The organism is Chromobacterium alticapitis (assembly GCF_002924365.1).
Classification (GTDB): domain Bacteria; phylum Pseudomonadota; class Gammaproteobacteria; order Burkholderiales; family Chromobacteriaceae; genus Chromobacterium; species Chromobacterium alticapitis.
Genome location: NZ_PQWB01000024.1, coordinates 71,209 through 90,297, shown reverse-complemented (window position 1 = coordinate 90,297; position 19,089 = coordinate 71,209). Strand labels below are relative to the sequence as shown.

Genomic DNA, 19,089 nt, shown 5'->3' with positions numbered 1-19,089 from the left:
CGGATTTATTGGCATTCTGCCCGCTGAAACCGCCCATTTTTGTTCATATGGAAATGGGTTGGGGCAATATCGACGTGTTTTTCAACGGCCTGCTAGATGTCCATATCTCGATGGAATGGGTGGCAAATCCACTGCCAAATGGCTGACGCGGCCATCGATGAAACCATCGACGAAACCCTTGACGGTTTCGCTGCAAACTGCGGGACAGGATGCCAGCCAGGTAGCGCGGGTTGGCCCGTCGGGACATACCCGCGATCTTTATGACCGCGACCATCCACAATAGCCTTGTTCAAGAACATGGCCTTCAGGGGAGGAGGTTGCCGTTTATCCGTGTGCTGCTTGGTCCGCGGGTATGGCCTTTGGCCAACCCGCGCTACATGGCTGATGCCAAGTGATGCATGGGATAGAGAAAAACCGTAGTTTTCCCAATTTTCAGCGTGTCCCCAATTTTCAGAACGCCCGCGGCCGTCCCATACCGCGCCAAATGCACGCCAAGGAGCAAACCGCCCGCGCTGGCGATCCCGGAGGCCGGAGACCACAAGACCGCCATCGGATGCGCGGCCAGCAAGCCAGCGCCGGCAAGCCGGTTGAAGAGCCCTCATCGCATATTGGCAGGGGCCGAGGAGCCCGCCGATGCCGCATCGTATGGCGAGCGGCGTTGGGAGAGCGCGGCCCTGCTAGTCTCCGGCGAGATGCGGAAACGCGTTACAGAAGCATCGCCGGTAAAAAGACGGCAAGTTAGCCCATGGTGTTCCTCCTGGCTCCCGGATGGGCATGTCTATCGGCATGGGGCGAATGAAACGCATCAAGACAAGCCGGCCACTCGCGGATGACCTCCCCCGGCCTGACTCATTCCCAGAGCCAACGAGCGGAGTAGGCAGGATCGCGTCGAATCTCGTCCTGCGTGTATGGCCAGTTTATCCATTGCTTGCGGCTGAAGCGCTCGGTTTGATCGCCATAATGCGGCGAGGCGGGATCGCTGGATTGCGAATAGGAGAGAAAGCCTTGCGCGCGCGGCAGCCCATTCTCAAACGACACAGTCATCAACAGCGAAGAACCAAATACAGGTTGCAGTTCTCCCTGGGCCGCCGGGCCGCTTTCAATGACGTTGTAAATATCCTCGCCGCCGCCGCCGTGGATGGGAATGCGGCGTGAGCCGCGCGTCGCCACCTGGATGTCGCCCCATGGTTTGGCGTAGTCGATGCCGGCCAGCCGTAAAGTCTTGACCGCATGGAACAATGCAGCGCGAGCGGCATCGGCCACCGACGGGTCCTCGATGCGCAAGCCGCGCGGCGTTTCCAGCGGCCGAGCGGAGTCGAAGGCTTGCGACCAATAATCCGCGCCGCGGCTGTTCATTTGCTCTCGCCAGGCCTGAAACAAGGGCCAGCCCACACTGTCCAGCTCCGCCTTGCCATCCCAGCCTGCCAGAATCCGGCAGGCGTCAGCCGGCGCCTGTCCGATGCGGGAGGTCCGGCATAGCCGATTGAGATCGTCCAGCAGCAAGGAAGCGTAATAAGAACGATTGGCTAGCGCCAAAGCCTGCAGATCGGCCATGTCGAAACGCGACCATCCGCCTCCGGCCAGCCGCGCCTGGATCTGTTGTATTCCATAGCGGGTGCGGGCGTTCAGGGGCATGCCGGCGATGCTGACGATGTCGGGGTAGCCGGTCATGGCTTGAGCAGGATTGCTCAGCCAGGCGCTGTCGTTGCTGTTCTGCGCAAAGTCTCGGCGCATCATCGCCGGCAGATCGCGCGCGGCAAAGATGCCCGCTTGCGGCGTGCCGGCGGCCTGACCCCAGCGGCAACTGCCGCGGCCGCCATCCAATATCATCACGCCTTGGCTTAGCCAGGCGCGAGCCGCCTCTGGCACGCAGGCATCTTGCTTGGCCTGGTCGACATGTGGCACCACGGTGACGTCGCCGTAATAGACGTTGCCCGCGCGCTCCGTAGCCAGCGTGTTCACCCAGGGCAAGCCCAGCCTGGACTCTACCGTCTGGCGCAGCTCGGCCAGAGAGCGCGCCTGGTCCATCCGCCACCAAGTATCCAGTAATCGGTCATTGTCCTGGTTGGCGTCGGCCAGCGCATAGGCGGTGGCCCCATCCCAGTCCAGTTGCCCCGGGATGGCCACAATCGGCCCTTGCTCGCTCAGGTAAAAAGTATGCTGCATGGCGCTGAGCGCCCCATCGGCCTCGCGGCCGACGATGTGGACGGTGACGGGCCGCAGCGGCTTGGCCACGCCATCGACGACGTAGCGCAACGGATCGCCCGGAACGAGAGGCAAGGCGAACAAGGTGGAGTGCAGGGAGGTGTTGTCGGTATGGGTCCAGGCGACGGCGCGATTGAAGCCGATGTTCACCAGCGGCAAACCGCCCAGCGCCGCGCCCATCACATCCACCTTGCCAGGGATGGTCAAATGCTGTTGGTAAAAGCGGTAAGCGCCGTTCCACGGGAAATGCGGATTGGCGTACAGCATGCCCGCGCTGGAACGGGTGGCGTCGCGCCCAAGCGCGATGGCATTGGACCCCACATGCCAGCTATTAGGCTGCCTGCCATACAGGCCCCGCAAGGGCTCGGCGGCCGTGGGCCGCCGTCGCTTGTTCACTAGGCCGGGTTGCGGCGGCGCCGCTGCTTGCAGCGCCGTGATGTATTGCGCGCCGGAAGCCGTCACCGCATAGCGCCGCATGAGGCGGATCAGGTCTTGCGCCTCCAGCGGCCGCGCCCAGGGCTGGTTGCGGCAGGTCGCGGGCAGCTTGCCGGCACCCGTTTCGCGTAGATAGCGATTGACGCCCGCAGCATAGCCTTCAATCAGATTCTTCACCTCGGACGATTGCCGGGAGTAGCTTCCCAGCACCGAGCGGTGCTCATTCAAGTACGCGTAGTAGAAATCGCTGGCCGTGTTGGGTATCTGTCCGCCATCGGGGCTGGCATAGCTGCCCGCCGTGCCGAAATAACGGGAACGCTGGCCGCGCGCGGTGGCGATCTCCTCTGCCAGCAAGCAGAAATTGTCCTGCGCATAGGCATAGCCCGCGCCATAGCCCAGATTTCTTTCATTGCTGGCCGTGATATGGGGAATGCCGTACGAGGTACGCTGCACCAGGGCCTGGTAAGCGGTAGCCGCGCATGCGCCTGGCTGCAGGCAGGCTATGGCTAGCATGGCGATGGCGTTGCCGATGGACGGTTTTGACATAACGGTTCTCCTGCGATCGCGCGATGGAAGAACGCGCGCGGATTGAGAAAGAGCCGCCGCGGCATGCTTGCCGGCAGGAGACTCAAGCCGAATCATATGCAGAATGAATGCTGATGGCATGTGCCGAAAGATAGAGCTTGCGGCAGCCCGGCAACGGCGGCTCTTGCCCAGCCTGGCCACCTGGCAGAGCTGGTGCCGGCCGGATGAGCCAGCCAGGTAGCGCGGGTTTGCCAGCAGGCAAGATTCGCGGTCTTTATGACCGCTGCCGTCCGCCGGCTTTAACGGCGTTCAAGGGCATGGTCTTCTTGGAGGGGGCGCTGCTTTGTCCGAGTGGGGCATGAGCCGCGGGTATGACCTTTGGCCAACCCGCGCTCCGGTTGTGGAGTGTGGCGATGTCTGGTGCTAGTGCGTGGCGTCCGGCTTAGCGGTTCTCCATGGCGGGCAGATAGGCGGCGCTGAATTCCGGCGGCAGCCGCTTGGGGCGGCCGCTGGATAGCTCGATGCAAACCAGCTGCCAGCGGGCGCGCAACACGGTTTTGCCGTCGCGCAGCCGTATCAGCTGGAAATGGCGCTGCATGGACGCGCCATGGTCGCCGGCTTGCAGCCAGGTGCCCAGCAGCAGCGCTTCGCCTTGGGCGGTGGGCAATAGGTAGTCATATTCGCTGCGGCGGATGGCCATGCCGCGGTCCAGCCGGCGGTAGTCTTCCACGTCCAGCCCCAGGCCTTGCGAGTGCGCCCAGCCGGCTTGTTCGCACCAGCGCACATAGACGGCGTTATTGGTGTGGTTCAGTCCATCGATGTCTTCCGCTTGGGGGGCCAGCGGCAGGGTGAAGGGGCCGGGCAGGTCCCAGTCTATGTCGGGTGCGGTCATGAGGCGGTATGGGCGGGAGGGGCCGTGATGCGGGCCAGTTTACACGGTTGCGAGGCCGGGTAAACAGGAAGACGGCCGCGTGGCGCGGCTGGGCCTGTAGGGCATGGCTGCGATTTTGCTTCAAGGCTACGCTCTGCCGTCTTTCCCGGGGTGGCGTTCACGGTATGCTCCATGCGTGATTGGCCCGCGCATCGGCAGGAGATCGCTGCTGGCGCACTGGCGGCTTCCCCGGCCATGGTCGATGATGCAGAATAGAAGCGATTGCGGATGACTTAAGGAATTTAGGATGAGTCCACGGCTGATTGGAACTTGCATGATGGCGCCGTTGCTGTTGGCGATGACGACGGCCCGCGCGGCGGATGCCTCGGGTTCTCACGCGGCGCAGCAGGTGATCAAGCTGCCGTTGCGCATCAATAAGCCGGAGGCCGCGCCCGCGGCGCCGCGTCCGGCCGAGGGGGGAAAGACTGAGGCAGGAAAGACCGAGGCGGCGAAGGCTGCGCCGGTCCAGGCCAAGCCCATGCCAGCGCCGGAGGCGATGGCGCCGACGGTGCAGATGGCCAAGCCGCCGCGCGACCTGAGCCAGCCCAGCCCCGAAGTGCATGCGCCGGGCGCGGCGGCTCGGCCTGAGCATCGCGCCAGGCGCAAAACCGCCAAGGCCAAGGCGGCGCATGGCGCGGCCAAGCCAATGGGCGAGGCTTCCCAGGTCAAGGCGGTGGTGTCAGGCATACTGAAGGCCAACGGCGCCTACGTGGCCAAGCATTCGGCGGGCTATCTGGCCAAGCTGGGCGAGCGCGCCGCGCCCAAGGCCACGGTGGTGACCTGTTCCAGCCCGGGCGGCCGGGTGGGCATGCAGGACGGGGACGCCGATGCGGATCTATTTGTGATCAGCAATATGGGCAACCAGCTCGCCACCTCGGAAGGCTCGGTGGAGTACGGCGTGCGCCACCTGCACACGCCGCTGCTGATGTTCGTCAGCCATACCGGCTGCGGGGCGATCAAGGCGGCCGCCAGCGATTACAGCAATATGGAGCCGTCCATCCAGAAGGAACTGGACAATATCGAGATTCCCAAGGGGATAGACGCCACCAATGGCGCGCTGATCAACATCAATAACCAGGTGGAAGGCGCCATCCTCAAGTTCTCCGGCGAGGTGGAGGCCGGCAAGTTGGCGGTGCTGGGCGGCTATTACGATTACAACAATGATCTGAAGCAGGGCCGCGGCAAGCTGGTGATCACCAACATCAATGGCGAGACGGACCCAGGGCGCATCCGCGCGCTGACGCGCGGCGGCAAGTATTTTCACTATGGCTTCATGGGCCAGTGAGTGATGGGTAGCCGGGCCGTTACAACTGTCCGGCTTCAATCTATGCGGAGAGCGCCGATTCGGCGCTCTTTTTGTTGGGAAAGTGGAAATTGTTTGGCCGTGCGCAAAAACGAATATCCGAAAACCGTCTACGATGGCTGTGAATCGAGCGAGTCATGGCGGATTTCCGATAAAGCCCCTGAATTTGCTAGGGGTATGGGTGAATCGATGTAATGGCTCTGCTACAAAGGCTTGGATGGCGCTGTCATCGCAAGGTGACGGCAAATGGGATTTCTGCTGGTTGTTTTTCGATTTCGAAAATAATATGTCGAAAACGAACAATTAGGCATTCGGTATTTTCATTTGGTTCTGGAGAGACAAAATGGCCGTTAGCAACGAACTCGAACTCGACGCCCTGGTAGCCCGCGTCAAGAAGGCGCAAATCGCCTTCGCCCAGTTCACGCAAGAACAAGTGGACCACATCTTCCGCAGCGCCGCGCTGGCCGCCGCCGACGCCCGCATCCCGCTGGCGCGCATGGCCGTAGCCGAAACCGGCATGGGCGTGATGGAAGACAAGGTGATCAAGAACCACTTCGCTTCCGAATACATCTACAACAAGTACAAGGACGAGAAGACCTGCGGCGTGCTGTCCGAGGACGACACCTTCGGCACCATCACCATCGCCGAGCCCATCGGCGTGCTCTGCGGCATCGTGCCCACCACCAACCCGACCTCCACCGCCATCTTCAAGGCGCTGATCTCGCTGAAGACCCGCAACGGCATCATCTTCTCGCCGCACCCGCGCGCGCGCCGCTCCACCTGCGAAGCCGCCCGCCTGGTGCTGGAGGCCGCTGTCGCCGCCGGCGCGCCGCAGGACATCATAGGCTGGATAGATGAGCCGTCGGTCGCGCTGTCCAACCAGCTGATGCACCACCCCGACATCAACCTGATCCTGGCCACCGGCGGCCCGGGCATGGTGAAGGCCGCTTACTCCTCCGGCAAGCCGGCCATCGGCGTGGGCGCCGGCAACACCCCGGCCGTGATCGACGAAACCGCCGACATCAAGCGCGCCGTGGCCTCCATCCTGATGTCCAAGACTTTCGACAACGGCGTGGTGTGCGCGTCCGAGCAGTCCGTCATCATCGTCGACGAAATCTACGACACGGTGCGCGAACGCTTCTCCAAGCACGGCGGCTACATCCTGTCCAAGAGCGAAGCCGAGGCCGTGCGCAAGGTGATCCTGAATGACGGCAGCCTGAACGCCGCCATCGTCGGCCAAAGCGCCGCCAAGATCGCCGCCATGGCCGGCATCGAAGTGCCGCCCACCACCAAGGTGCTGATCGGCGAAGTGACGGAAGTGTCGGAGAAGGAAGCCTTCGCCCACGAAAAACTGTCGCCCACTCTGGCCATGTACCGCGCCAAGAACTTCCTCGACGCTTGCGACAAGGCCGCCGCGCTGGTGACCATGGGCGGCATCGGCCACACCTCGGCGCTGTATACCGATCAGGACTTGCAGGAAGAGCGCGTGCGCTACTTCGGCGACAAGATGAAGACCGCCCGCATCCTGATCAACACCCCGTCCTCGCAAGGCGGCATCGGCGACTTGTACAACTTCAGCCTGGCACCGTCGCTGACCCTGGGCTGCGGCTCCTGGGGCGGCAACTCCATCTCCGAGAACGTCGGTCCCAAGCACTTGATCAACAAGAAAACCGTCGCCAAGAGGGCTGAAAACATGCTGTGGCACAAGCTGCCCAAGTCCATCTACTTCCGCCGCGGCTCCCTGCCGGTGGCCCTGGAAGATTTGGCCGGCAAGAAACGCTGCCTGATCGTCACCGGCCAGTACCTGTTCGAACACGGCTTCATCGACGAGCCCATCCGCCTGTTGAAGAAGATGGGCCTGGAAGTGGAAACCTTCTTCGAAGTGCCGGCCGACCCGACCCTGGCCGTGGTGCGCAAGGGAGCGGACCTGGCCCACGCCTTCAAGCCGGATGTCATCATGGCCATCGGCGGCGGTTCTCCGATGGACGCGGCCAAGATCATGTGGGTGATGTACGAGCATCCGGAAGTGCACTTCGCCGACCTGGCCCTGCGCTTCATGGACATCCGCAAGCGCATCTACCAGTTCCCGAAACTGGGCCAGAAAGCCATGATGGTGGCCGTGCCGACGACCTCCGGTACCGGCTCCGAAGTGACCCCGTTCGCCGTGGTGACCGACGAAGTGACCGGCGTGAAGTACCCGATCGCCGATTATGAACTGACGCCGAACATGGCCATCGTGGACGCCAATCTGGTGATGGACATGCCGAAGTCGCTGACCGCCTTCGGCGGCATCGACGCGGTGACCCATGCGCTGGAGGCCTATGTCTCGGTGATGGCCAACGAGTATTCTGATCCGCAAGCCCTGCAAGCGCTGAAGCTGCTGAAGGAATACCTGCCGTCGTCCTACCAGAACGGCGCCAAGGACCCGAAAGCGCGCGAACAGGTGCACAACGCCGCCACCATCGCCGGCATCGCCTTCGCCAACGCCTTCCTCGGCGTGTGCCACTCCATGGCGCACAAGATCGGCGCCGAGTTCGGCCTGGCCCACGGTCTGGCCAACGCGCTGCTGATCAGCAATGTGATCCGCTACAACGCCGCCGATGTGCCGACCAAGCAAACCGCCTTCAGCCAGTATGACCGGCCGAAGAGCGTGGCGCGCTACGCCGAAATCGCCCGCCACCTGGGCTTGGAGGCCAACCGCGACCACGAGCGCGTGGAAAAACTGATCGAATGGGTGGATGAGCTGAAGCAGACGCTGGGCATCCCGTCGTCCATCCAGGGCGCAGGCGTGGCCGAGTCCGACTTCCTGGCCAAGGTGGACGAACTGGCTGAAGCCGCCTTCGACGACCAGTGCACGGGCGCCAACCCGCGCTACCCGTTGATCAGCGAGCTGAAGCAGCTGCTGCTGGATAGCTTCTACGGCCGTCCGTACAAGGAAGCCTGGGAGCGCGATGAAGCGGCCGCCAAACCGGAAGCCAAGCCGGCCAAGGGCAAAGCCAAGGCCTGATCCTGGCTTGAAACGATAGCGAGCAACCGGTCGGCGTCAGCCGGCCGGTTTTTTTGCGGCTGCCGCTTGCTTCCTCTCGACGGGGCCGTCGTTGTCATGCGTTTGCAGATAGCGCCGGACGATGGCTTTGGCGTCGATGCGGCGCAGGCCCTGGTTCAGGATGTCGGCCAGCTTGCGGCCTTCCTCGCCGCGCTTGAAGCCGACGTAGAGCTGTTTTTCTTCCAGCAGGCGCGGGTTCATCGTCAGATTGCCGCGCGCCGTCCTCAGCGTGGGGTTGTTCTGCAGCAGGTAGTCGAAGACATTGCGGTCTATCACCGCGAGGTCGATGTGGCGGCGGTCCAGTTTTAGCAGGTTTTGCGCGTCGTCCTGTGCCTCGTCGCTGTTTTGCCTGCCGCTGGCGATGCGATCGTCCAGCTCCGCAGTGTTGACGTAGCCGCGCACCACGCCCAGGCGCTGGCGCGCCAGTTCGGCCAGTTGCTGCCAATGGCTGCGCTCGCGGACGCGCTCGGCCAGGCCCAGCGGGCTGCTGCCTATGGGGTCGGAGAAGATGAAGGCTTCTCGCCGCGCGGGGGAATCGTATTCGGGGAAATAGCCGGCCACTTGCGGATTGAAACGGGCGGCCTCCACCGCGCGCTGCCAGGGTACCACCCGGATGAGCACGCGGTAGCCCATCGCCTGATAGGCGGCGCGTATCACCGCGCCATTGATGCCTTGTTCCGGCAGCTGGCTGCCGGCGTAAGGCGGCCATTCCAGCGTGGCCAGCGTGATCGTGCTAGGCGCCTCGGCCGGCTCGGCGGCGGCGGCGGCCGGCAGCAGCGCGAACAGCAGGTACAGCAGGCTTCGCTTCACTCGCGTCTCCCGTATCAACTGCTTCATTCCATCATAGGTTTTCCGACGGCGGTAGTCGTCAGGGCCGCCGCGCGCGGAATCGCCTTTTTATGTCAAAGTCATCGACTTGTCGAGCGCGCCGTCCATGTCGTGCGAATTTTTTTGGCGCTTTGTGGATGATTGTAGCAATGGCGCGTCAAGCAGACTGTCTGGATGCGATGAATAGGGTGGGGCGGCTGTTGGCTTAAACCGGCGGCAGGCCGGCTTTTTCGCGCAGGAAGGCGATCAGCGCGGCCAGTTTGGCCGGCTGCAGGCGCCGGTGCGGGTAGTACAGGTAGAGGGACTCTGCCGGGGGCAGGTAGTCGTCCAGCACGGTGGCGAGCCGGCCCTGGCGCCGCCAGGGTTCGATCTGCGGCTCGGACAGATAGGCGAGGCCGACGCCGTCCAGCGCGGCGCGCAGCAGGGCCTGGTTGTCGTTGGCCACCAGCGGGCCGTCCAGCGCCAGTTGCAGCGCCTGTCCGTCTTGCAGGAACTGCCAGCGGTATTGCGGGCCGCTGGCGAAGCGGTAGCCTATGCAGGCATGCCCTTGCAGGTCTTGCGGCTGGAGCGGGGCGCCGCGGCGGCGCAGATAGTCCGGCGAAGCGACGACGACAAAGCGCAGCGGCTGGCTGATTTGCAGCGCCTGCATGCCCGGCTGCAGCGATTCGCCCAGGCGGATGCCGGCGTCGAAGCGCTGGGCGACGATGTCGACCAGGCCATTGTTGACGTCCAGTTCCAGCCGCAGACTGGGATGGCGGCCCAGGAATTCCGCCATCACCGGATAGATCAGCTGCTGGGCGGCGGAGTGGGGCAGGGTGAGCCGCAGCTGGCCGGCAGGCTGCCCGCCGCTTTGCCGCGTCTCCTCCAGCGCGGCGATGATTTCGTCCAGCGCGGGCTCCAGCCGCGCCAGCAAGGCCTCGCCGGCCTCGGTCAGGGCCACCTGGCGCGTGGTGCGGGCCAGCAGGCGCGTTTCCAGCGCTTCTTCCAGCTGGCGCATGGCCTGGCTCAAAGCTGAAGCGCTGACGCCCAGCTCCGCGGCGGCGCGGGTGAAGCTGCGGTGGCGGGCGATCAGGCGGAAGGCTTGCAGCGCATCTTGCTTGAAGGGCGACATTGTGAAGCCTGGCTAAATAATGTTTGTCATTTTGGCCCATTTATCAATGAGCGGCTATCTTTTATGCTCACGTCACTTTCACGAATGGAGCGATGACATGCAAAAACGCACACTGGGACGCAATGGCCCGCAGGTTTCGGCGCTGGGCTTGGGCTGCATGGTGATGAGTGCCTTCTATGGCCCGCGCGACGAGGCTGAATCGCTGGCGACGCTGAATGCCGCGCTGGACCTGGGGGTCAATTTCCTGGATACCGCCGACATGTACGGTCCCTATACCAATGAAGCGTTGCTGTCCAAGCTGCTGGCGCGCCGCCGCGGCGAGGTGGTGCTGGCCACCAAGTTCGGCATCGTCTATGACCCGGCCCAGCCGGAAAAGCGAGGCGTCAACGGCCGGCCGGAGTATGTGCGCGCGAGCTGCGAGGCCAGCCTGAAGCGGCTGGGCGTCGATCATATCGATCTCTATTACCAGCACCGGGTGGACCCGACGGTTCCCATCGAAGAGACGGTGGGCGCGATGGCGGACTTGGTCAAGGCGGGCAAGGCGCGCTACCTGGGCCTGTCCGAAGCTTCCGCGTCTACCTTGCGCCGCGCAGCCGCCGTGCATCCCATCCATGCCTTGCAGAGCGAGTACTCCTTGTGGACGCGCGATCCGGAAGACGGCGTGCTGGCCGCCTGCCGCGAAACGGGGACCAGCTTGGTCGCCTACAGTCCGCTGGGCCGCGGCTTTCTCACTGGCGCGATCAAGAGTCCGGATGATTTCGCCGCCGACGACTACCGCCGCACCAGCCCGCGCTTCCAGGGCGAAAACTTCCAGCGCAATCTGCAGTTGGTGGACAAGGTGAAGGCATTGGCCGCAGACAAGGGCTGCAGCCCCTCGCAAATGGCGCTGGCCTGGCTGCTGGCGCAGGGCGAGGACATCATTCCGATTCCCGGCACGCGCAAAGAGGCCAATCTGCGCGACAATCTGGGCGCGCTGAACGTGGCGTTGACGGCTGAAGACCTGGCCATGCTGGACGCGGTATTCGCGGCGGGCCAAGTCAGCGGCGAGCGTTATCCGGGCATGGGCATGACGCTGCTCAACGGCTGAGCGGTAGGCGCGCGGCCGGGGCCTCCCGGCCCTTGCCTGCGCCTTTCCGTTTGCGCGCGCCGCAGCAGGGGAGCCTACCCAGCGTTGCGGCAAAGAGACGGCCGGGCGGACTTCGATGCAGTATGCATCATTCGTCTTGCTCAACCCTGGGGGCAATCTGCTATGGTGTCTGCGTTTTAATTCCGGGCCACAGGGAAGATGCGGGCGGTAGACGGAAACCGGCGCTTCCAGGCTTTCATCGATGGCAAGCCAATCCATTCAAAGCATTCTGGATTTCAAGACCACGCTGCTCAGCACCACGGGATATACCTTGATGCTGACGCTGGTGGTGGTGATGTTCTGGTTCTACAACCGGCGCGACCGCGCCCTGCTCACGCTTGGGATAGGCGGCGTCATCGCCGCGGCCGGCACCCTGTTCTCCTTCCTGAATTTACCGCTGGCGCCATGGCCTAGCCTGCTGACGGTGACTCTGCTGCTGCTGATGTTCCACCCCTTGGCCTGGGTCGCCACGCGGCAGATGTTCGGACTCAAGGGCCATTGGTTGTTTGGTGTGGGCAGCGCGGCGGCGGTGATGCTGGCTTTCGCGTTGCTGGCGGGGCAGGAGCTGTATGGCCGGCGCGTCATGGTTACGTCCGGTTCCCATACGCTGTATTGGTCTTTGATCTTGTTGCAGTTTCTGCGCGAGCGGCGGCAGGCGACGCCGCTGGGCCATTGGCTGGCGACTGGTTTGGCGGCCGTGATGGTGCTGATTTCGGTCAGCCGTTTCGGCATGGCGTGGCATATGGGCGATCCCGCTTTCGGCCAGCAGCGCGGGATGTTCAATCTATTCACCTCGCTCGCCCTGTTCTGGGTCACCTTTTGCTTCAGCCTGAGCATGCTGTTGATCAGTTATGAGCGCCTGCTGCTGCAATTGCGCATGCAGGCCGATCAGGACGGCCTGACGCGGCTGCTGAATCACCGGACCTTCCAGGAGAAGGCCGAGGGCGCGTTCCGGCGCGCGCGGGATCATCGCGAGCCGCTTTCGCTGTTGTTGATCGATCTGGACCATTTCAAGAGCATCAACGACCGCTATGGCCATCAGGCGGGCGACGAGGTGCTGCGCCAACTGGCCGAATGCCTGCGCAGCGAGGCGAGGCATGGCGACCTGCTGGGCCGCCATGGCGGCGAGGAGTTTGTGGCCTTGCTGCCGCATGCGGGCCGCATCGAAGCTTACAATGTCGCCGATCGCCTGCGGCTGGCGATAGGCAATCTGCATCCGCGGATAGGAGAGGCGCGGCTGGACATCAGCGCCAGCATAGGCGTGGCCAGCTTGCGGCCGGATGAGCATGACAGCTTGGCCAGCCTGTTCCTGGAGGCGGATTTGCTGCTGTACCAGGCCAAGCATAACGGCCGCAACCGCGTGGAAATGGCGCGCGCGGCGGAACCCGCCGCGGCGGTCTTGTAAATTTCTAGACTGGCAGATTCGTTTCGAGATGCGCGTCGCGCAAGTAAACCGGCAAATCGGTTGTCGGCGGCGTGGCGGGAATCTGGTACAGCATGTCCGCCACGAAGCCGCGGTGGTAGTTCTTGTGATTGACGATGTGCAACAGCATGTCGCCGCGGCGCATCCTGCCCTCGCCGCCGTCCACAAAGCGGAAGTCCAGCGCCTCGTCATGGCCGGCCGCATCCAGCATGTCGGCGTATTCCACATACCAGCGGTCCAGGTCGCTCTGGGCGGCGTCCAGTTCGGCCAGGCTGGGCGTGGCCTCGGTATTGCGGCTGGCGTAGCCATGAGGCTGCCGCGTCAGATGGGCCTGCCAGATTCGGTCCACTACCAAGTTGTGATTCAGGGTGGAAAGGATAGTGCCGAATATGGTGGCGCGCGGCTGCTGTAGTTGCTCAGACGGCAGCGCGGCCAGCGTGTCGAACAGGCGGCGATTGGCCCAGGCGCTGTAGCGGGTCAGCATGCGTATGGTGCGTAAAGACATATAGATGTTCTTTTTGTCTGGACTTGAAAATGATAGTGGCAAATCGTATTCATGAAAAGCATATTGTCATTTTCATGGGCTGGCCGGCGCGTCTATGGCCTGCTGCAATAACTGCTGATAGCGGCCGCTGCGGCGTAGGGCGGTCAGTCCTTGGTTGAATTGGCGCAGCAGCTGTTCCGCGTCCGGCCGTTGCCGGCTGACGATCAGATACAGCGCGCTGCTCTGCTGCTTGCCGATAGTGGCGATGACGAAGGGCGAATGCGCGCCGTACAGCTGGCGGATGGCGTAGCTGGCGACGAAGTCGTTGCAGGAAACCAGGTCTACCGTATTGCTAGACAGCATTTTCAGGCAGTTGTCCAGCGCGGGCGGGCGCTCCAGCTGCAACTGGAAGGTGTGGATATCGGCGTCGACGTAGGCGGTGGTCCAACCCAGCGGCAGGCATAGCCGTTTGCCTTGCCAGCGGCCTGCGGCGGCTTCCGTATCGTCCTTGCGCACGAAATACGAGAAGTGGTCCAGGTGCAGCGGGTCCGAGTACAGGAACAGCTTTTCCCGCGCGGCGTCGCGGGCGTAGGGAAAGGCGGCGGCGTAGCGGTTTTGCTCGGTTTCGCTATAACCGCGCTTCCAGGGCAGAAATACGATCTTGGGCGCCGGCAGGCCGGCGGCGGCGAAGGCTTCGCGCACCACCATGCTGGTGACGCCGCCCTGCGGCAGTTGTTCGCTGACATAGGGCGGAAACTCGCCGCTGGCCAGCGTCAGGTCGGACTCGCCCGCCGCCGCGAGCGCGGAGAGCGGCATTGCCAGCCAGGCGATGAGCGGGAATGTGGGGCGCATCGCAATTGTCCGCGCAGCCAGGATCCTATGATTATCGGCCAGGATGCGCGCGGAGCAAGGCGGATCAATCTGCGGCGGGCTTGTTCCGGTCGCGGGCCGGCTTGCGCGGCGCGACGGCGGGTTCGCCTTTCTGGATGTGGGCGAGGCGGCGGCGGATATTGTCGCTGTCCAGCCAGATGTCCTCGCCTTTGAGGATGCGGTCCAGCTCCTCGTCGGTCAGGAAGGGGCGGCAGACATGGCGCATCACTTTTTCGAACCACTTGCCGCTGGCCATGACCTGGGCCTGCTGTTCATTGCCTTTGCCTATCAGCGCTGACGAATAATTGTGGAACATCAGCTGGCAGGTGTCGTGCACCACCAGTTCGTCGCCGGCGAGGAAGATCAGCGCGCCCATGGAGTAAGCCCGCGCTTCCAGGATGGTGACCACGTGGGCTTCGCTGGCGGTGATGTTGTTGATGATTTGCAGGCCGGCGTCGAAGTTGCCGCCGGGGGTGTTGAGGTGCAGGTAGACGATATCCGTGCTGCTGGCGGTGCGCAGGGTGTACAGGAGATCGGTGTAGTGGATGGCCGCGCCGATTTCTTCGGACAGATAAAAAGAAATCTGCCGCACGGCGCCTTGGGTTTCGTATTGGCGGTACAGCGGGACGGGCTTGTCGATGTCATCTTCCAGGTCGGCGTGGGGGCGGGGCATGGCGTCTCTTCCTTGTGCTTGTCTTTCCAATCTAGCCGGGGAGAGGAGGGCTTGCCTTGTAATGGCGCAAGTTGAGGGGCTAAGGAGTCCGCTTTGCGGATGATGATTGGCATGGTGGGGCTGCCCGCCGGGCAGGTCAGGGAGCTGTCTCGCCAGCTCCCCGACACCCCTGGCCAGGTAGGGCGGGCAGGCCCGTTGGCCTTGCCCGCGCTGCAACACCTATCCGCGCTGACTTTTTCCGGCTCATTGCTGGAGCCCGCGCCGTGGGCGATGTTTACGTGCGGGCATCCACTCGGCGGATGCTGATGCGGAGTGCGGCAAGTTGGCTTGGTTTTACAATTTGTGGGCGCGGGCAAGGCCTGAGGCCTGCCCGCCCTACCGGAATGTGGAGCGCGGACAATGAAAGTGAGCGCTGGAAGTCGATCGTATTCGCCGCGCTGTTGGGGCGGCCTGGGGGCGTGAGGGAGCTAGCCGCATCGCCCCTCACCCGTTGGTCGGGCGGAGCCTGCACTCAATCAATATCCGCGAAGCGGATTCTTCAGAAAGAGCATTGAAGCGAAAACGGCCCGCTCCATCGAGCAGGCCGTTCTCACAAGATGAGAATCGCGAATCAGCGCGCTTACGCGCTCAACTCCTTCAACACCTCCTTCACCTTCACGATCCGCTGCGCCACCTCCGGCAATGCCTGCTCCACCCGCAGCTTGTCCTGTCCGGCCAGGCGATAGTTCTTCTTGCTCTGGATCAGCATGATGATCTTCACCGGATCGATAGGCGGGTTCTTGATGAAGGTGATCTGCACCGCCACCTCGCTGGCGTCCAGTTTCTGCACGCCCAGCTCCTTGGCGACCAGGCGCAGGCGGTGGCTTTCGATCAGCGTCTTCACGCTCTGCGGCGGCAGGCCGAAGCGGTCTATCAGTTCCTCGTGGATATCGTCGATCTCGGCTTCGGTCTCGCAGCTGGCCAGGCGCTTGTAGATCAGCAGCCGCTCGTGCACATCCGGGCAATACGCGTCCGGCAGCAGCGCCGGGCTGTGCAGATTGATCTCGGTGGTGACGCCAAGCGGCGCGTCCAGGTCCGGCGCGCGGCCCTTTTTCAGATCGCGCACCGCTTGCTTCAGCATCTCGGTGAACAGGCTGAAACCCACTTCCTGCATTTCGCCGGATTGGCCTTCGCCCAGCACCTCGCCGGCGCCGCGGATTTCCAGGTCGTGCATGGCCAGATAAAAGCCCGCGCCCAGCTCGCCTGATAGCTGGATCGCTTCCAGCCGCTTTTGCGCGTCGCGGGTCATGCCGTCCGGCGTCAGCAGGTAGGCATAGGCCTGGTGGTGCGAGCGGCCGACGCGGCCGCGCAGCTGGTGCAGCTGCGCCAGGCCGAACTTGTCGGCGCGGTTGATCAGGATGGTGTTGGCGTTGGGGATGTCGATGCCGGTTTCGATGATGGTGGAGCACAAGAGCAGATTGAAGCGCTGCTGCAGGAAGTCGCGCATCACCTGCTCCAGCTCGCGCTCGCGCAGTTGGCCGTGGGCCACGCCGATGCGCGCTTCCGGGATCAGCTCAGCCAGCTTTTCGCGCATGTTTTCGATGGTGTCGACTTCGTTGTGCAGGAAGAACACCTGGCCGCCGCGCTTCAGCTCGCGCAATACCGCTTCGCGGATCACGCCGTTGGACAGGGGGCTGACGAAAGTCTTCACCGCCAGTCGGCGGCTGGGGGCGGTGGCGATGGCGGAGAAGTCGCGCAGGCCTTCCAGCGCCATCGATAAGGTGCGCGGAATCGGGGTGGCGGTCAGCGTCAGTACGTCCACATTGGCGCGCAGCCGCTTCAGCTGTTCTTTCTGTCGCACGCCGAAGCGGTGTTCTTCGTCGATGATGACCAGGCCCAGGTTCTTGAACGCCACATCCGGCTGCACCAGCTTGTGGGTGCCGATGACGATATCCACGCTGCCTTCGGCGAGGCCCTGCAGCGCCTGCTTGGTTTCCTTGCCGCTCTTGAAGCGCGACAGTTCGGCGATGCGCACCGGCCAGTCGGCGAAGCGGTCGGAGAAATTCTGGAAGTGCTGCTCGGCCAAGAGCGTGGTGGGCACCAGCACCGCCACCTGTTTGCCGCCCATCACCGCGACGAAGGCGGCGCGCAGCGCCACCTCGGTCTTGCCGAAGCCGACGTCGCCGCACACCAGCCGGTCCATCGGCTTGCCGGAGCACATGTCCTGGATCACCGCCTCGATGGCGGTGGCCTGATCCGGCGTCTCCTCGAAGCCGAAACCGGCGGCGAAGGCGCTGTAGTCGGCGGGGGACAGCTCGAAGCTGTGGCCCTCGCGCGCCGCGCGCTGGGCGTACAGGTTCAGCAGTTCGGCCGCGGTGTCGCGCGCTTTTTCCGCCGCGCGCTTCTTGGCCTTTTCCCAGGCGGGATTGCCCAGCTTGTGCAGCTGGATGTCGTCGGTGGCGCCGCCGGCGTATCGCGAGATCAACTGCAGCTGCGACACCGGCACGTATAGGGTGGCGCCGTCGGCGTACTCCAGCTGCATCAGCTCGGTTTCGCCTTCGCCCAGGTCCATCGTCACCAGGCCGACGTAGCGGCCGATGCCGTGCGCCTCGTGTACTACCGGGTCGCCGGCTTTGACCTCGGCCAGGTCGCGCAGCATGGCGTCGGAGCCGGCGCGGCTGGCCTTGCGGCGGCTGTGGCTGCGGGCGACGTGCTGATACAGCTCGCTCTCGGTCACCACGGCGATGGCAGGGTCGGCCAGCGCGAAGCCGGAGTAGAGCGGGGCGACGGTCAGCGCCAGCGGCATCTTGCCGGCGATGAAATCGGCCCAGTTGTCCACCGGCGTCGGCTTGACGCCGTTTTCCGCCAGGAAGCTCAGCATGGTTTCGCGCCGGCCCAGGCTTTCCGCCGCCAGCAGGATGCGCTTGCCGCCGGCGGCGATGAAGCTTTGCAATTTATGCAGCGGCGCGTCGGCGCGGCGGTCTACTGCCAGCTCCGGCAGCGCGGGCGCGCTGGTTTCGCCGTCGCCGGAGAACTCGATGCGGGCGTAGGGTTTGAGCCGCGCCATCAATTCGTCTGGGCGCAGGAAGATGTCGGCCGGCGCCAGCACCGGGCGCTCCACATCGCCGCGCGCCATCTCGTAGCGGCCTTGCGCGTCGCGCCAGAAGGTTTCCGCCGCCGCCTGCACATCGTGGTGCTGCACTAGCAGCGCGTCATCGCCGACGTAGTCGAACAAGGTGGCGGTTTCGTCGAAGAACAGCGGCAGGAAGTATTCGATGCCGGCCGGCCACAGGCCCTGCGACACGTCCTTGTAGACGCGGCTCTTGCTTGGATCGCCTTCCATTTTTTCGCGGTAATGCTGGCGGAAGGCGGTGACGCCGCTCTCGTCTGCCGGGTATTCGCGCGCTGGCAGCATGCGGATTTCCGGCACCGGGTACAGCGTGCGCTGGGTGTCCGGGTCAAAAGTCTTCAGACTGTCGATCTCGGCGTCAAACAGGTCTATCCGATAAGGCAGCGGCGATCCCATCGGATACAGGTCTATCAGGCTGCCGCGCACCGAGAATTCGCCCGGCGCCATGACTTGGGTGACGTGCTGGTAGCCGGCGGACACCATGTCGCCGCGCAGCTTCTCCACATCGAGTTGCTGGCCGGTTTTCAGGAAGAAGGTGCGGCCCAGCAGGTAGCTCACCGGCGCCAGCCGGCTCAGCGCGGTGCTGACTGGCGCGATCACCACCTGGCATTCGCGCTGGCGTATCTGCCACAAAGTGGCCAGGCGCTCGCTGACCAGATCTCCATGCGGCGAGAAGTGGTCGTAAGGCAAGGTTTCCCAGTCCGGGAACAACGCGATGGACAGGTCGGGCGCGAAGAACGGCAGCTCTGCCTTCAGCCGCTGCGCGGCCTGGGCGTCGGCGGCGAGGACGAGCAGCGGGCGGCGCTGCTTGGCCAGCGCGGCGATGGCGTGGCTGTCCAGGCCGTCCGGCAGGCGGCCGCAGCGGGTTTTCTGGCCGGCGGGCGGCAGGGTCGGTAGCGTATCCAACTTGATCTGGCTTCTGTGCGGAGTTGTGCTTGCCGCGATTATAACAGTGCGCCGGACATTTCCCCGGCATCGAACGCTAGCCGGCCGTGGCAATCCCGGCTATCGTATGCATTT

At 63.9% G+C, this 19,089-nt stretch carries 12 protein-coding genes; 4 read left to right on the top strand and 8 right to left on the bottom strand.

Annotation, left to right across the window (positions count from 1 at the left end):
• Positions 1–849: 849 nt before the first annotated feature.
• Both C2I19_RS06975 and C2I19_RS06970 read right to left on the bottom strand, forming a co-directional pair.
• The gene (locus tag C2I19_RS06975) at positions 850–3,186 is read right to left on the bottom strand and encodes a penicillin acylase family protein (protein WP_158253651.1); all 2,337 of its coding nucleotides are present in this window, start codon (positions 3,184–3,186) and stop codon (positions 850–852) included.
• A 421-nt stretch (positions 3,187–3,607) separates the two neighbouring features.
• Positions 3,608–4,057 carry an acyl-CoA thioesterase gene (locus C2I19_RS06970; protein WP_103901986.1) on the bottom strand — a complete coding sequence of 150 codons (450 nt, stop codon included), beginning with the start codon at positions 4,055–4,057 and terminating at the stop codon, positions 3,608–3,610.
• A gap of 313 nt (positions 4,058–4,370) precedes the next feature.
• On the opposite strand from C2I19_RS06970, the gene C2I19_RS06965 reads away from it, so the two are divergent.
• Complete coding sequence (locus C2I19_RS06965) at positions 4,371–5,381, top strand: carbonic anhydrase (RefSeq protein WP_103901985.1); 1,011 nt, start codon at positions 4,371–4,373, stop codon at positions 5,379–5,381.
• Between the two features lie 361 nt (positions 5,382–5,742).
• A complete protein-coding gene (adhE, locus tag C2I19_RS06960; RefSeq protein WP_103901984.1) occupies positions 5,743–8,406 on the top strand; it encodes a bifunctional acetaldehyde-CoA/alcohol dehydrogenase in 2,664 nt (887 codons plus the stop codon).
• A 36-nt stretch (positions 8,407–8,442) separates the two neighbouring features.
• Here the strand turns inward: adhE and C2I19_RS06955 are convergent, their stop codons facing one another.
• Both C2I19_RS06955 and C2I19_RS06950 read right to left on the bottom strand, forming a co-directional pair.
• The gene (locus C2I19_RS06955; RefSeq protein WP_158253650.1) at positions 8,443–9,255 is read right to left on the bottom strand and encodes a substrate-binding periplasmic protein; all 813 of its coding nucleotides are present in this window, start codon (positions 9,253–9,255) and stop codon (positions 8,443–8,445) included.
• A 223-nt stretch (positions 9,256–9,478) separates the two neighbouring features.
• Positions 9,479–10,384, bottom strand: coding sequence for a LysR family transcriptional regulator (locus C2I19_RS06950; protein WP_103901982.1), 906 nt, complete (start codon positions 10,382–10,384; stop codon positions 9,479–9,481).
• 97 nt (positions 10,385–10,481) lie between these two features.
• On the opposite strand from C2I19_RS06950, the gene C2I19_RS06945 reads away from it, so the two are divergent.
• Together C2I19_RS06945 and C2I19_RS06940 are read left to right on the top strand one after the other, a co-directional pair.
• Positions 10,482–11,471: an aldo/keto reductase gene (locus tag C2I19_RS06945; protein WP_103901981.1), complete on the top strand. Its 990-nt coding sequence runs from the start codon at positions 10,482–10,484 to the stop codon at positions 11,469–11,471.
• A gap of 241 nt (positions 11,472–11,712) precedes the next feature.
• Positions 11,713–12,915, top strand: a complete 1,203-nt coding sequence (locus C2I19_RS06940) for a GGDEF domain-containing protein (RefSeq protein WP_103901980.1) — start codon at positions 11,713–11,715, stop codon at positions 12,913–12,915.
• Between the two features lie 4 nt (positions 12,916–12,919).
• Here the strand turns inward: C2I19_RS06940 and C2I19_RS06935 are convergent, their stop codons facing one another.
• The 4 genes from C2I19_RS06935 to mfd all read right to left on the bottom strand — a co-directional run bounded on the left by C2I19_RS06935 (position 12,920) and on the right by mfd (position 18,975).
• Complete coding sequence (locus C2I19_RS06935) at positions 12,920–13,438, bottom strand: DinB family protein (RefSeq protein ID WP_103901979.1); 519 nt, start codon at positions 13,436–13,438, stop codon at positions 12,920–12,922.
• Positions 13,439–13,510: 72 nt separating this feature from the next.
• Positions 13,511–14,269, bottom strand: a complete 759-nt coding sequence (locus C2I19_RS06930; RefSeq protein WP_103901978.1) for a substrate-binding periplasmic protein — start codon at positions 14,267–14,269, stop codon at positions 13,511–13,513.
• Between the two features lie 64 nt (positions 14,270–14,333).
• Entirely contained in the window at positions 14,334–14,960 is a 627-nt protein-coding gene (locus C2I19_RS06925) for a Clp protease ClpP (protein WP_103901977.1), read from the bottom strand.
• A gap of 619 nt (positions 14,961–15,579) precedes the next feature.
• A complete protein-coding gene (gene mfd / locus C2I19_RS06915) occupies positions 15,580–18,975 on the bottom strand; it encodes a transcription-repair coupling factor (protein ID WP_103901975.1) in 3,396 nt (1,131 codons plus the stop codon).
• Between the last annotated feature and the right edge of the window lie 114 nt (positions 18,976–19,089).